The sequence below is a fragment of the Georgenia yuyongxinii genome, from assembly GCF_006352065.1.
Taxonomy (GTDB): domain Bacteria; phylum Actinomycetota; class Actinomycetes; order Actinomycetales; family Actinomycetaceae; genus Georgenia; species Georgenia yuyongxinii.
Genome location: NZ_CP040915.1, coordinates 1,422,490 through 1,436,405 on the forward strand (window position 1 = coordinate 1,422,490; position 13,916 = coordinate 1,436,405).

Consider the following 13,916-nt stretch of genomic DNA (forward strand, 5'->3'; position numbering starts at 1 on the left):
CATGTCCACGGGAGCAAGGAGCGAGACCATGACCGAGGTCGACGAGGTCGGGCGCGACGAGATGCCGGGCGACAGCCGCGGCGAGCGTCGTCCGAGCAAGGTAGCGATCGTCGGGGCCGGGGCCGTGGGCTCGACCCTGGCGTACGCGTGCCTCCTGCGCGGCGCCGCCCGTGAGGTGGTGCTCCACGACCTGAACAAGACCAAGGTCGAGGCGGAGGCGCTGGACATCGCCCACGGCATCCAGTTCACCCCGATGGGCTCCGTGCGCGGCTCGGACGACGTCGCCATCTGCGCGGGCGCCGACGTCGTCGTCATCACGGCCGGTGCGCGGCAGAAGCCCGGGCAGTCCCGACTGGACCTCGCCGGCGGCACGATCGACATCATGCGGACCCTCGTGCCGCAGCTGGTCGAGGTCGCCCCCGACGCGGTGTACATCATGGTCGCCAACCCGGTGGACGTGGTCACCTATGCCGGCCTGAAGATCTCCGACCTGCCGGATGGGCAGTTCTTCGGCTCCGGCACCGTGCTCGACTCCTCCAGGCTGCGCTACCTCATCGCCCGCCAGTGCGGCGTCGCCGTGCAGAGCGTGCACGCCTACATCGCCGGCGAGCACGGCGACTCCGAGATCCCGCTGTGGAGCTCGGCGATGATCGGGGCGGTCCCGCTGCTGCAGTGGGGCCCCACCACCGACGGCAGTCTGCTCGACGAAGGGGTGCGCGCGAGCATCGCGTCCGAGGTGATGAACTCGGCCTACCGGATCATCGAGGGCAAGGGAGCCACCAACTACGCCGTCGGCCTCGCGGTGGTGCGGATCATCGAGGCCGTGCTGCGGGACGAGCACCGGGTGCTCTCCGTCTCCTCGCTGCTGGACGACTACCTGGGGATCTCCGACGTCTGCATGTCGGTGCCCACCGTGGTCGGGCACGACGGCGTGGGACGGCGCCTCGTCCCGGTGGTCACCGAGACCGAGCGCTACGGGCTCGCCCGCAGCGCCGAGTCCATCCGCGCCGTCGCGAAGCAGTTCGGGTTCTGACCGCCTGACAGCCCGCTGAAGGAGCCCCGGTCACAGGCTCCGGAGCACCGTGACGACGCGGCCGAGCACCTGGGACCCGTCCCCCGGGATCGGGGCGAAGGCGGGGTTCTGCGGCATCAGCCACACGTGGCCGTCGCGGCGCTGGAACGTCTTCACGGTCGCCTCGCCGTCGATCATCGCCGCCACGATCTCACCGTTCTCCGCGACCGGCTGACGGCGCACCACGACCCAGTCGCCGTCGCAGATGGCCGCCTCGATCATCGACTCACCGACCACCTTGAGCAGGAACAGCTCGCCGTCGCCGACCAGCTGGCGGGGGAGCGGGAAGACGTCCTCCACCGACTGCTCGGCGAGGATCGGCCCACCGGCCGCGATGCGCCCGACCACGGGCACCATCGTCGCGGCGCCCGCCTGCAGCCCGTCACCGTCGAAGGCGGTCAGGGCGGCGGTCGAGCCGGCGCGCGGCTCGTCGTCGATCAGCTCGATCGCCCGGGGACGGTTCGGGTCGCGGCGCACGTAGCCCTTGCGCTCGAGCACCCCCAGCTGGTGCTTGACCGACGACGGGCTGGTCAGGCCCACCGCCTCCCCGATCTCGCGCATGCTCGGCGGGTAACCGTGCGCGGTCACCGCCCGGCGGATGGTCGCCAGGATCAGCCGCTGACGCTCGGTGAGCCCTTCGGCCGGGGACTGGTCCTGCATCGGTTCCTCGAGGGTGCTCACGACGGCGGTCCTTCCTCGCGCACCGCGCCCGCGGTGCCGGCGACCGGCGAATCGTTGGTAATCCGCCGATGTCAGTGGTCGGTGATGGGCTTCGTGAGGTCAGCGTAGAAGCCCCGGGGCCCGATATCAAACACCTGTTCGAGGGTGTGTCGACATCGGGACCCGAAGGCCCTACTCTGTCGTACAGACGTTCGACGAACACCCGTTCGAGAAGGAGATGTCATGAGTGCTCTCGTGGTCCAGCCGGTCTGGCAGCCCAGCACCGTGCGGCCGGCCCGCCGGCGTCCCGCGTCCACGCAGCCGGCCCGCCGGGGGAACCTGCTGCTGGTCGGTCCCGGGTTCGTGCCGCAGCCGGCACCGTCCGGCACCGCCTCGTCCTCGGTGGTGCCGGCTTCCGCCGCGCGCCGCCCGGCGTCCGTCACGCGCAGCCGACTCCGGCTGACCCCGCTCGGTCGAGGCATCGTCGCCGGCATGGCACTGGTGCTCGCGTCCGGCCTCGCGATCGGGGTCGGCACCGCGGCGGGCCGTGCCGTGTCCGCAGCGCCGTCGGTCGACGACGTTGCGACCGTCACCGTCGCCGCCGGCGAGAACCTGTGGACCGTCGCCAGCGCCGCGTCGGTACCCGGTGCGGACGTCCGAGAGCTGGTCGCCGAGATCGCCGCGCTCAACGAGCTCGGCACCCACGAGCTGCGTGCCGGGCAACAGCTCCTGGTCCCCACCCACTGACGGGGGAGAACACAGCGCGCCGGCGGCGGTGGGATGATGGGCGCCACGCACCACAGGCCACCACCGGCGGGTGCGGGAAGGAGCTGTGAGGTGCACTGTCCGTTCTGCCGGCACGCCGACTCCCGTGTGATCGACTCGCGCACCGCCGAGGACGGCGCCTCGATCCGCCGTCGGCGACAGTGTCCCAGCTGCGGGCGGAGGTTCACCACGCTGGAGACCTCCAGCCTCACGGTCGTCAAACGCTCGGGCGCGAGCGAGCCGTTCAGCCGCGACAAGGTCGTGGCCGGTGTCCGCAAGGCCTGCCAGGGCCGGCCGGTCTCGGACGACGACCTGGCGCTCCTCGCGCAGCAGGTCGAGGAGGCCGTGCGGGCGAGCGGGGCCGCGCAGATCGACGCGCACGAGATCGGCCTGGCCATCCTGGGGCCGCTCCGCCAGCTCGACGAGGTGGCCTACCTGCGCTTCGCGAGCGTCTACTCCTCGTTCAGCTCGCTGGAGGACTTCGAGGCCGCGATCGCCACGCTGCGGTCCGACCGGTCCGACCGCGACCCGGACTCCTCCGCCGGCTCCGACGACGGCGAGGCATCTGGCCTCGCGGACCGCGACGGGTCCGCTAGCCTGGGCGGTGCCGTCGAGCCCGAGCAGGCTCCGGCGCACTGACCCCGTCGGTGGTGGCGGAGGGGAAGCCGCCACCACCGACGGTCAGTGGCCCGTCATCCCGCGGCACCCCGCCTCCGGAGCGCCGCGCTCTCGGCGAGGTCGGCGGCGGCGGCGTGCACCTGCTCGCTCAGCGTCAGCACCTGCTCGCGCACCTTCCGGCGCATCACCTTGCCCAGCTGGGAGCGGGGCAGCTCGTCGAGCACGGCGATGCGGCGCGGCATGGCGTAGTGCGACAGCCGCTCCTGCGTCCAGCGGCGCACGGCCTCGAGGTCCACGCGGGCGCCGGCCTCCAGGACGAGCGCCGCGACGACGGACTCGCCACGTGCGCCGTCGGGCAGGCCGACCACCGCCACCTCGCTGACGCCGGGCATCGAGCGCACGGCGTCCTCGACCTGGGAGGGGTAGACGTTGAAGCCGCCCGAGATGATCAGCTCCTTGAGGCGGTCGGCGAGCACCACGAACCCGTCGTCGAGGCGCACGATGTCACCGGTGCGCAGCCAGCCGCCGTCGAGGAGCGCCTGGGCCGTCTCCTCCGGCCGGCCGTAGTACCCGGCGAACACCTGCGGGCCCCGGATGACGAGCTCGCCCTGCTGACCGGCCGGGACCTCGGTGGTGGGATCCTCGGGGTCGACGATGCGGATCTCGGTCGAGGGGAACGGGACGCCGAGCGTGCCCGGCCGGCGGTCGGGCCCGAAGGGGTTGCCCAGCGCGACCGGGGAGCTCTCGGTCATGCCGTAGCCCTCGATGATCAGCCCGCCCGTGACCTCCTCCCACCGTTTTGCCACGTCGGGGTCGAGCGCCATGGCCCCCGAGATGGCGAATCGCACGCTGGACAGGTCGGCGCCGGTCTCGGCGGCGCGCCGGGCCAGCCGGTCGAACATCGGGGGCACGCCGGGCAGGAACGTGGTGGGCCGGCGCCGCATCCCGGCCAGGACCATGTCGACGTCGAACTTGGGCAGCACCACCTGTGTCGCGCCGAGGTGGACGGCGAACGTCAGGCACAGCGTGAGGCCGAAGGCGTGGAAGAAGGGCAGGATCGCCGAGAAGGTCTCGGCGCCCTCGCGCAGCCCCTGGACCCAGGCCCGGCCCTGCGCCACGTTGGCGAGCAGGTTGCGGTGCGTGAGGGCGACGGCCTTGGGGGTGCCGGTGGTGCCGCCGGTGTGCAGGAGCACGGCGAGGTCGCCGGTGGCGGGCCGGGGGTGGCCGGGGGGCAGCGGCTGCGCCCTGCTGACCTCCCGGTCCCAGCTGCGCACACCGGGCGGCACCGGACCGCGCATCGTGGCGAGCTTTGCCCGGGCGGCGGCGACGGGTAGGCGCAGCAGGAGCCGCGACCGCCGGGGCAGCGCCGCGGTGAGGTCGACCGCCCAGACGGTGCGCCCGCCGCGGTCCCCGCCGGGGGCCACCTGGTCCAGGGCCTTCTCCCAGCACACCACCGTCGTGGCCCCGTGCGCCTCGAGCTGTGCCTGGATCTCCACGGCGGGCGCGAGCGGGTTGTGCTCCGCCACGACGGCGCCGAGCCGCAGTGCCGCGTAGAAGGCCACCACGTGCTGGGGGCAGTTCGGCATCACCAGCGCCACCCGGTCACCCGCACGCACGCCCGCCGCGGCGAGCAACCCCGCGGCGCGGGAGACCTGGTCGGACAGGTCCGCGTACGTGGTGCTCGCCCCGAGGAACTCGAGGGCGACGCGGTCACCGAACCGCAGCGCGGCCTGCTCGAGCAGCGCGTCGACGCCGTGATCGGGCACGTCGATCTCGGCGGGCACGCCGGCGGCGTAGTGCGGGCGGGCGGGAAGTAGCGTCTCGCTCATTGATCCTGATCTCAGGAGGCCGCTGGGGGGCGGCAACGGGTGGTGCGACAACGCTAACCTACGTGACCGTAGGTTCGCTGGGCCAAGCGTCCCACCGCCCCCTTCCTCAACGGTCGGAGGACCGCGGCGCCCAGATGTTGATGCCTTGGTCCACCGCGTGCTCGTCGATGCGGGCGAGCTCCTCGTCGGTGAAGTCGAGGTTGCCCAGGGCCGCGACGGAGCTTTCGAGCTGGGCGACGCTGGAGGCGCCCACGAGCGCCGATGTCACGCGCGGGTCGCGCAGCACCCAGGCGAGCGCCATCTGGGCGAGGGTCTGACCGCGCTGCGCCGCGATGTCGTTCAGCGCCCGGATGTGCCCGATGGAGACGTCGTTGATGAACTCGGCCCGTAGGGAGCCGTCGCGGGTGGCGCGCGAGCCCTCGGGGATGCCGTCGAGGTACTTGTCGGTGAGCATGCCCTGGGCCAGCGGGGAGAAGACCACCGAGCCGGTGCCGCGGTCGCCCAGCACGTCCAGCAGGCTGGGCTCGCCGTTCTCGATCCACCGGTTGAGCATCGAGTAGGAGGGCTGGTGCACCAGCAGGTCCAGGCCGATCTCGTCGGCGATCTCGTAGGCCTCGAGGGTGCGTTGCGCCGAGTAGGAGGAGATCCCGGCGTACAGGGCGCGGCCGGAGTCGACCGCGGTCTTCAGCGCGCCGAGCGTCTCGCGCAGCGGCGTGGTCTCGTCGAAGCGGTGGGAGTAGAAGATGTCGACGTAGTCCAGGCCCATCCGGGCGAGGGACTGGTCCAGGGAGGCGAGCAGGTACTTGCGTGAGCCGCCGTTGCCGTACGGGCCCGCCCACATGTCGTAGCCGGCCTTGGTGGAGATGATGAGCTCGTCACGCAGCGGCGCGAGGTCCTCGGCGAGCATCCGCCCGAACGACCGCTCCGCCGAGCCCGGGGGCGGTCCGTAGTTGTTCGCGAGGTCGATGTGGGTGATGCCCAGGTCGACGGCGCGCAGCACGATGGCACGTTGGGTCTCGTAGGGGTTGGCCTCGCCGAAGTTCTGCCACAGCCCGAGGGCGATGGCGGGCAGGTCGAGGCCGCTGCGGCCGCAGCGACGGTAGGTCATGGCGTCGTAACGCTCGGGAGCAGGGCTGAACATGACCCGACCGTAACGCGCCGCGCGCGCCGTCAGCGAGCGGCGAGGTCGGTCGGCGAGCGGCCGGGTCAGTCGGCCGCGGGCCGGGTCATGACGCGCAGCCGGAGGGTGTCCTCCATCTGCCGCACGGCCTCGACCGCCTCGCGCGGGAGCTCGGAGCCGATGTCGGTCACCACGTAGCCGATCTCGCCGCGCGTGCCCAGGATCTGGCCCTCGATGTTCGCGCCGTGCTCAGCGAAGGTCTGGTTCACCAGCGCCAGGACACCGGGGGTGTTGCGGTGCACGAAGGCCACCCGGTACCGGGCCGCGTCGGACGGTTCGAGGGAGAGCCTGGGAAGGTTCACCGACAGGTCGGTGGAGGCCGCCTGGAGGTACTTGGTCAGCTTGCCCGAGACGAAGTGGCCGATGTTCTCCTGCGCCTCCTGCGTGGACCCGCCGACGTGCGGGGTGAGGATGACGTTGGGCAGGCCGCGCAGCTCGGACTCGAACGCGTCACCGGTGCGCTTCGGCTCGTCGGGGAAGACGTCGACGGCCGCGCCGGACACGGACCCGTCCAGGATCTTCGCGCGCAGCACCGAGTAGTCGACGAGGAAGCCGCGGGAGAGGTTGAGGAACGCGGCGCCGTGCTTCATCTGCTCGAACTGCTCGCGGCCGAACATCCCGGCGTTGCCCTCGCGCCCGTCCACGTGCAGCGTGACGATGTCGGCCACGGCCAGCAGCTCGGCCAGGGAGCCCATGCGCTGGGCGTTGCCCAGGGCGAGCTTCTCGGCGGTGTCGTAGAACACGACCCGCATGCCCAGCGCCTCGGCGACCACCGACAGCTGCGTGCCGATGTTGCCGTAACCGACGATGCCGAGCGTGCGGCCACGGACCTCGTGCGAGCCGGCGGCGGACTTGTCCCACACGCCGGCGTGCAGCGACTTGTCCCGCACGGTCAGGCGCCGGGTGAGGGCGATGATCTCTGCGACCGCGAGCTCGACCACGGACCGGGTGTTGGAGAACGGCGCGTTGAACACGGCGACACCGCGCCGCGCGGCCGACTTCAGGTCGATCTGGTTGGTGCCGATGCAGAAAGCGCCGATGGCCAGGAGGTTGGGGTGCGCGGCGAGGACACGCTCGGTCACGTGGGTGGTGGACCGGATGCCGAGGATGTCGATGCCGTCGAGCGCGGCGATCAGCTCGCTCTCGTCCAGGGCACCGGGGTGGCGGACCACCTCCACGCCGGCGGAGGCGAAGATGGGGTCGGCGTTGGGGTGCGGGTTCTCAAGAAGGAGTGCGCGGGCCACCCGCCCATGGTCCGCCCGTCTCGGCATGCGGAGCAAGTATGTCCACTGGGTGGGCGGGGTGAGATCCGTCATGTCCCGGGTGCCGCACCCGGCGGATGCGCGGAGGACCGCCGTCAACCGACCGGAAAGCCCTCCGGCAGGTCGCGGGCGTGCACCACGTGCAGCCGGCGGGTGGGCCGGGTCATCGCGACGTAGATGTCACCGGTGCCGCCCTCGAGCACCTCCGCCGGCTCCACCAGCACTACGACGTCGAACTCCAGGCCCTTGGCGTCGTGGGTGCTCAGGACGGCGAGCCGGGCCTCGAGCGGGTCGGTGCCCGCCGGGGCGAGCGCGTCGCGCACCCCGTCGGCTCGGGCGAGCGCACCGAGCACCTCGCCGCGGCGACGGGCCGGCACGATCACGGCCACCCGGCCGGCGCCTGGCCCGTCGGAGGCGTCCAGGCGCGCCAGCTCGGCCCGGGCGGCCTCGACCACCGCGGCGGCGGGCGCCCCGCCGTCGGCCCGGGTGACGGCCAGGGCGTCGGGCAGGTCACGGGCCGCCCGCACGGGATAGGCCGGCGCGACGCCCAACCCCGCCAGCACCGCAGTGGCGGCGTCCATCACGGTGGCCGGGGTGCGGTAGCTGACGGTGAGGACGGACTCGCGCAGGTGCTCGCCGGCGGCCCGTCCGAGCACCTGGGACCACGACGCCACAGGGTGGTGGCCGCTGCGCTGGGCGAGGTCACCCACGACGGTCATCGACCGGGCCGGGCAGCGGCGCAGCAGCGCCCGCCACGCCATCGCGCTGAGCTCCTGCGCCTCGTCGACGACGATGTGGCCGTACGTCCAGGTGCGGTCGGTGGCGGCGCGCTCCGCCGTCGTCAGCCGCGGCCCGGTGGCCGTGAACCGTTCCGCCAGCATCTCGGCGGTGACCATGCCCATGCCCAGACCCTGGGAGGAGATCGCCTCTTGGGCGAACCGCACCTCCTCGGCTGCCTGGATCTTCGCCTCGGCCTGGGCCCGGCCGGCCTGCGCCTGCTCGTGCGGCCCCAGCAGCTCGGCCAGCTCGTCGAGGAGCGCGATGTCCGCCTCGGTCCACGGGGAGCCCTTCTCCCGTCGCAGCAGCGCCCGGTCCCGCGCGGACATGCCGCCGGCGTGACGTTCGAGCAGGTCGGGGCGGGCGAAGAGCCGCTCGAGCAGCCCGTGCGGCGTCGTGGGCATCCAGCACAGGTTGAGCGCGACCCGCACGTCCCGGGCGGTGCGCACGTCCTCGCGCAGGTAGGCACGCTCGGCGGGGTCGTCCTCCATGCCGCGGGTGCCGGCGTACTCGCGCACGAGGTGGTCCAGCATCGCCAGGACGAACGTGTCCCGCGCCTGGTTGTGCGGCAGCCCGGTGCGCCGGGCGCGGGCCATCGCGGACCGCACCTGGTCCGGGTTCAGGTGCAGCCGCGTCCCCTCCACCACGAGCTCCTGCTCGGCGTCGGGCACGCGCTGCAGCCCGCGCACGGCCCGGGCGAGCACCTGCGCCATCGCGGCGCGACCCTTGACGGCGGCGACCTCCTCGCCCTCCTCGCCCGTCGCCGTCGTGCCGGGCAGCAGGTCCGCCATCGTGGTGGCCACGACGTCGCTCTCACCCAGGGACGGCAGCACCTGCTCGATGTAGCGCAGGAACACCCGGGAGGGTCCCACCAGCAGCACCCCGGAGCGCTCCAGGCGCTGGCGGTGGGCGTACAGGAGGAAGGCGGCGCGGTGCAGGGCCACAGCGGTCTTGCCCGTGCCGGGCCCGCCCTGGACCACCAGCACGCCGTCGAGCGGGGAGCGGATCACCGCGTCCTGCTCGGCCTGGATGGTGGCCACGATGTCGTGCATCCGGCCCTCGCGGGCGGCGGACATCGCCGCGAACAGCGCGCCCTCGCCGGTCAGGCCGTCGGCGACCGCCTCGTCCAGGTGCTCGTGGTCGAGGAGCTCGTCCTCCACCCCGATCACGGCCCGGGCCCGGGTCATGAGGTGACGACGCCGGACGACGCCACCCGGGTGGGCCGCCGTCGCCTGGTAGAAGGGCCGGGCGCTGGGCGCGCGCCAGTCCACGAGGAGCTGGTTGTGCTCGGCGTCGGAGAGCCCGACCCGCCCGACGTACCGCGGCTCGTCCCTGCGCAGGTCCAGCCGGCCGAACACGAGCCGGTTCTCCACCTGGTCCAGCCGGGCGACGGCGTCGGCGTAGTGGGCGGCGAACGCGTCGCGCTCCGAGCGGTTCTGCGGGGAGCCGGACGGGCCCTGGCGGCGGACGTCGGCCAGGCGGGACCCGTACGCCGCCCGCAGCGCGTCGAGACGCTCGTAGACCGTGTCGACGTAGGCCTGCTCCTCGGCGACGGCGGCCTGTACCGCCACGGCGGCGCTCGCCGCGTTCTCGGGCGTGGTGGCCGGACCTGGCACGCGCGCTCCCGGTTCTGTTCGTATCTGACCACCGGTGGTGGTGGGGTGCCGACGGCACGGCCATCCATTATCCGCCTCCCGGGCGGCCGGTGCAGGCAGCTCCCGGCCGGCGGACAGCAGAATGTGGGTGAGGGTTCTCACCGGGGAGGCGGCCAGGGTCGGGCATGTCCTCGGAATGTCCGGGCGCCTGCCGATGTTGGGTCGTATATACCTTGAAGGACAGACGTGAAAGGAGTGCCGCCCGATGCGCGATCCACTGGACCTGTACACCGTGAGCGAGCACGCGTACGACGCCGCACCGGTCCCGGTGCTCGTACACGCCCTGCGCGGCTCGCTGGACGCCGGCCACGCGGGGTCACTGGTCGCTCGACACCTGCTCGAGTCCCTGCCGACCGAGCGGATCGCGACGTTCGAGCCCGACGAGCTCATCGACTACCGGTCCCGCCGTCCCCCGATGATCTTCGAGGACTGGCGCTACACCGACTACGACGAGCCCGTGATCGCGCTGGACCTCCTGCGCGACGACGAGGGCACCCCGCTGCTGCTCCTGCACGGTCCGGAGCCCGACCTGCGCTGGGACGCGTTCACGACGGCGGTCGTCGGCCTCGTCGAGCAGTTCGGCGTGCAGCGGACCATCGCGGTCCAGGGCATCCCGATGGCCGTGCCCCACACCCGCCCGGTGACGGTGACCGCGCACGCCACGCGCGACGAGCTGATCGACCCCCAGCGGCACATGATGGGCATGGTCCAGATCCCCGGCTCCGTCGGTGGGCTGCTGGAGCTGCGGCTGGGGCGCGCCGGTCACGACGCGCTCGGCTTCGCGGCGAACGTGCCCCACTACCTCGCCCAGGCGGACTACCCGCAGGCCGCGGCCGAGCTGGTGCGGCAGATCGCCGGCAGCACCGGCCTCGCGCTGCCGGTCGGTGAGCTGGAGGCGGCTGCTGCCGAGACGATGCAGCAGATCGAGGCGCAGGTGTCGGCCTCGGCCGAGGTCGGCGCCGTCGTGCACGCCCTTGAGCAGCAGTACGACGCCTTCATGGAGGCCGCCGCCCAGCCCGGTCACACCACCCTGCTCGCCGAACCGGGCGCGCTGCCCACGGCGGACCAGATCGGGGCCGAGCTCGAGGCCTTCCTGGCCGAGCAGACCGGGGCACCAGCCCGGGAGCGCGGCGACGTGCCGGGCCTGCCGCCCGGCGGCGGGCGCACCGCCACGACGGACCCCGGCACCGGGGAAGCCACGGACCTTGGGACGTCGACCACGGACGACGGCGAGGCCCCCGGACCGGTCGAGGCGCCCGGCTCCGGACCAGCCTGACCGCGCACGACGCACCCCGGGCACCGCGTCGGAGCTCGTACCGCGCACCCGGCGACCTGAACATCGGTCGCCGGGTGCGCGGCGTCTACGGGCCGGGCTGCAGACTGGCAGGCACGGAGACGGAGACAGACCATGACGGCACGAAACGGCGCGACGCTGGTCCTGGGTGCCTACGCGATGGCCCCGGCCGCCGGCACACCCGAGGAGTCGGCGTTCTACGACGGGCTGCGTGAGGTGGACCTCGGGGCGCTGGAGTTCCCGCTGCTCGCCGAGGGTGCGCCGAGCCTGGACCCGGCATGGATCGCCCGGCACGTCGCCCCCGGCTGGGACCTGGTGGTCACCTGCATCCCGCGGACCATGCAGCGCCTGGGCCAGTCACCCGCCTACGGGCTCGCCTCGGACCACGACGAGGGCCGCCGTCGGGCACTCGACGATCTCGCGTGGGTGCGCACCCTCGCGCTCGGCCTTGCGGACCGCCACGGCCGGCAGGTCGTCACCGCCGTGCAGGTGCACAGCGCCCCCGGTCCCGGCCTCGGCTCGGGTGCCGCGTTGGCCCGGAGCCTGGAGGAGGCCCTGAGCTGGGACCTTGCCGGCGCGGCGCTCGTCGTGGAGCACTGCGACGCCCGCGTCCCGGGCCAGGAGCCCGCCAAGGGGTTCTTCCCCCTCGCGGACGAGCTCGAGGTCCTTCGCGGCCTTGGTGGGCGGGTGGGCGCGGGGATCAACTGGGGACGGTCCGCCATCGAGGGCCGCGGCGCCGCCACGGCGACGAAGCACGTGGCCGCGGCCGCCCAGGCCCGCCTGCTCCGTGCGCTGATCTTCTCCGGTGCGGCCGCCGGGCCGACGGCCTGGGGACCGGCGTGGGAGGACGGGCATCTCCCGCCACGAGGCGACGACCCCGCGCTCGCCGCCTCGGCGGACTCGCTGCTGGGCCCGCAGGAGGTGCGCGCGGCGCTCGCGGCCGCGGACGGCGCCGACCTCATCCTCGGTGCGAAGGTCGCCGTGCGTCCGCTCGACGCCGACGTCGCCACCCGCCTCGCCGTCGCCCGCGCCACCCTGGAGATGGTCGCCCGTGGCGCCGACCCGGGGCAGCGTGGTGCGACGGCCGTGTGAGCATGCTCATGCGGCCCCGTGACCCGTCCGTCGGACGTTCCTGGCCGGAACTGGGAGACTGACCGTCGTGTCCCCACTTCGTGAGCCGGCCCCGTCGTGGCTGGCCTTCACAGTCTGGGGCGCCGCGCTCGCGGCGTACGTCGTCGCGGTCACCGGCCGCACGTCGCTCGGGGTCGCCGGCCTGCAGGCTGCCGACCGGTTCGAGATCAGCGCGGCGAGCCTCTCCCTGTTCGTCGTCGTCCAGCTCGCCGTCTACGCCGCCGCGCAGATCCCGGTGGGCATCCTGCTCGACAAGGTTGGCAGCCGGCGCGTCCTCGTGGTCGGCGCGGTGGTCCTGGCCGCCGGGCAGCTGCTCCTCGCGCTGGTCGACACCCTGCCCCTGGCGCTGGTCGCCCGGGTGCTGGTCGGCGTCGGCGACGCCACGGCGTTCATCGCCGTGCTGCGGCTGGTGCCGGCGTGGTTCGCGGCTCAGCGCGTCCCCGTGCTCACCCAGATGACCGGCATCATCGGCTCGACGGGCCAGATCATCTCGGCCGTGCCGTTCATGGCCGTGCTGCTGGGCTACGGCTGGACTCCGGCGTTCGTGTCGCTCGCCGCGCTCGGTGTGTTCATGGCCGGCGTCGCCGCCCTGCTCGTACGCGACAGGCCCGCGGCCGCCCCGGAGACGACGCGCACAGCCGTCGCCGACGTCAACGCCGACGTCAACGCCGACGTCAACGCCCGCGACGACGACGCCGTCCAGCCCGTGGGCACCGGTGCCGAGGTGCCCCCGTCCAGAGTTCCCGCCCCGGCGGGGAAGAAGAAGGCCTCGCTCTCGAAGGTGGTGCGCGAGCCGGGCGCCTGGCTCGGCTTCTTCACCCACTTCCTCTCCCTCTTCCCGACCAACACCTTCCTCCTCCTGTGGGGTGTGCCCTTCCTGACGGCGGGCCAGGGCCTGAGTGCGGGGGCGGCCAGCGCGCTGCTCACGATCAGTGCGCTGGCGGGGATCGTCCTGGGCCCCGTGTCGGGCGTGCTGCAGTCACGTCACCCGCTGCGCCGCTCCTGGCTCGTGATCGGCGCCTTCGGGTTCGTGTTCGTCGCCTGGGTGAGCGTCCTGGTGCCGAGCACGCCGCGGCCGATGTGGCAGCTGGTCGTGCTGGTGGTCGCCCTGACCGCCTCCGCCACCGCGTCGAACATCGGCTTCGACTTCGCCCGCACCTCGGTGCCGGCCGACCGGCTGGGCACCGCGACCGGGATGGTCAACGTCGGCGGCTTCGTCGCCTCCCTCGTCTCGATCTTCCTGGTGGGCCTCGTCCTCGACCTCGTGCGGCCCGGGGGCGGCTACGTCCTGGACGACTTCCGGCTCGCGTTCTCCGCGCAGGCCGTGCCCTGGGTGGCCGGGCTGATCGGGCTCCTGGCCGCGCGCCGCGCCGCCCGGCGCCGGATGGCCGAGCGGGGCGTCGTCGTGCCGCCGGTCCGTGAAGCCATCGCGCGGATGCTCAGCGCTCGTGAGGACGGCAGCCGGCGCGAGCCCTGAGCGCCTGCCGAGCAGGATCAGGACAGCACCGAGTGGCAGTCCGATTCGCTGGGACGTCGGATGTGACTTCTGCCATGCTGGGCGCGTTGCATCTGAGTTTCCCTGACGAGCGACCCGGGAACGGCACGAGCGCCGGTCCCACGGTGCGGTCCCGCCGCTCGGCGGCTGCCGTTCCGGAGCAAGGAGACGGGACGGC

11 protein-coding genes are annotated in these 13,916 nt (G+C 73.3%); 6 read left to right on the forward strand and 5 right to left on the reverse strand.

Annotated elements, in window-relative coordinates:
• The first annotated feature begins 28 nt into the window (after window positions 1-28).
• Window positions 29-1,033, forward strand: coding sequence for an L-lactate dehydrogenase (locus FE374_RS06470; RefSeq protein ID WP_139927758.1), 1,005 nt, complete (start codon window positions 29-31; stop codon window positions 1,031-1,033).
• A 30-nt stretch (window positions 1,034-1,063) separates the two neighbouring features.
• On the opposite strand, the gene lexA is transcribed toward FE374_RS06470, so the two are convergent.
• On the reverse strand, window positions 1,064-1,732 hold the full coding sequence (gene lexA, locus FE374_RS06475) for a transcriptional repressor LexA (protein WP_139931427.1): 669 nt from the start codon (window positions 1,730-1,732) through the stop codon (window positions 1,064-1,066).
• A 243-nt stretch (window positions 1,733-1,975) separates the two neighbouring features.
• Between lexA and FE374_RS06480 the strand changes: the two genes are divergently transcribed.
• Both FE374_RS06480 and nrdR read left to right on the forward strand, forming a co-directional pair.
• Window positions 1,976-2,479, forward strand: a complete 504-nt coding sequence (locus tag FE374_RS06480) for a LysM peptidoglycan-binding domain-containing protein (protein WP_139927759.1) — start codon at window positions 1,976-1,978, stop codon at window positions 2,477-2,479.
• 90 nt (window positions 2,480-2,569) lie between these two features.
• Window positions 2,570-3,136, forward strand: a complete 567-nt coding sequence (gene nrdR / locus FE374_RS06485) for a transcriptional regulator NrdR (RefSeq protein WP_139927760.1) — start codon at window positions 2,570-2,572, stop codon at window positions 3,134-3,136.
• A gap of 53 nt (window positions 3,137-3,189) precedes the next feature.
• On the opposite strand, the gene FE374_RS06490 is transcribed toward nrdR, so the two are convergent.
• The 4 genes from FE374_RS06490 to FE374_RS06505 form a co-directional block, all read right to left on the reverse strand.
• Window positions 3,190-4,944 (reverse strand): AMP-binding protein, encoded by a 1,755-nt coding sequence (locus FE374_RS06490; RefSeq protein ID WP_139927761.1) that lies wholly within the window; start codon window positions 4,942-4,944, stop codon window positions 3,190-3,192.
• 106 nt (window positions 4,945-5,050) lie between these two features.
• Window positions 5,051-6,085 carry an L-glyceraldehyde 3-phosphate reductase gene (gene mgrA / locus FE374_RS06495; RefSeq protein ID WP_139927762.1) on the reverse strand — a complete coding sequence of 345 codons (1,035 nt, stop codon included), beginning with the start codon at window positions 6,083-6,085 and terminating at the stop codon, window positions 5,051-5,053.
• A 65-nt stretch (window positions 6,086-6,150) separates the two neighbouring features.
• Window positions 6,151-7,368, reverse strand: a complete 1,218-nt coding sequence (serA, locus tag FE374_RS06500; RefSeq protein WP_139927763.1) for a phosphoglycerate dehydrogenase — start codon at window positions 7,366-7,368, stop codon at window positions 6,151-6,153.
• 113 nt (window positions 7,369-7,481) lie between these two features.
• Complete coding sequence (locus tag FE374_RS06505) at window positions 7,482-9,779, reverse strand: HelD family protein (RefSeq protein WP_139927764.1); 2,298 nt, start codon at window positions 9,777-9,779, stop codon at window positions 7,482-7,484.
• A gap of 244 nt (window positions 9,780-10,023) precedes the next feature.
• Here FE374_RS06505 and FE374_RS06510 point away from each other — a divergent pair, with 244 nt between their 5' ends.
• The 3 genes from FE374_RS06510 (at window position 10,024) to FE374_RS06520 (ending at window position 13,720) form a co-directional block, all read left to right on the forward strand.
• Window positions 10,024-11,094, forward strand: a complete 1,071-nt coding sequence (locus FE374_RS06510; RefSeq protein ID WP_139927765.1) for a proteasome assembly chaperone family protein — start codon at window positions 10,024-10,026, stop codon at window positions 11,092-11,094.
• Between the two features lie 132 nt (window positions 11,095-11,226).
• Complete coding sequence (locus FE374_RS06515; RefSeq protein ID WP_139927766.1) at window positions 11,227-12,204, forward strand: DUF4862 family protein; 978 nt, start codon at window positions 11,227-11,229, stop codon at window positions 12,202-12,204.
• Between the two features lie 67 nt (window positions 12,205-12,271).
• Complete coding sequence (locus FE374_RS06520; RefSeq protein ID WP_230978493.1) at window positions 12,272-13,720, forward strand: MFS transporter; 1,449 nt, start codon at window positions 12,272-12,274, stop codon at window positions 13,718-13,720.
• Window positions 13,721-13,916 lie beyond the last annotated feature (196 nt).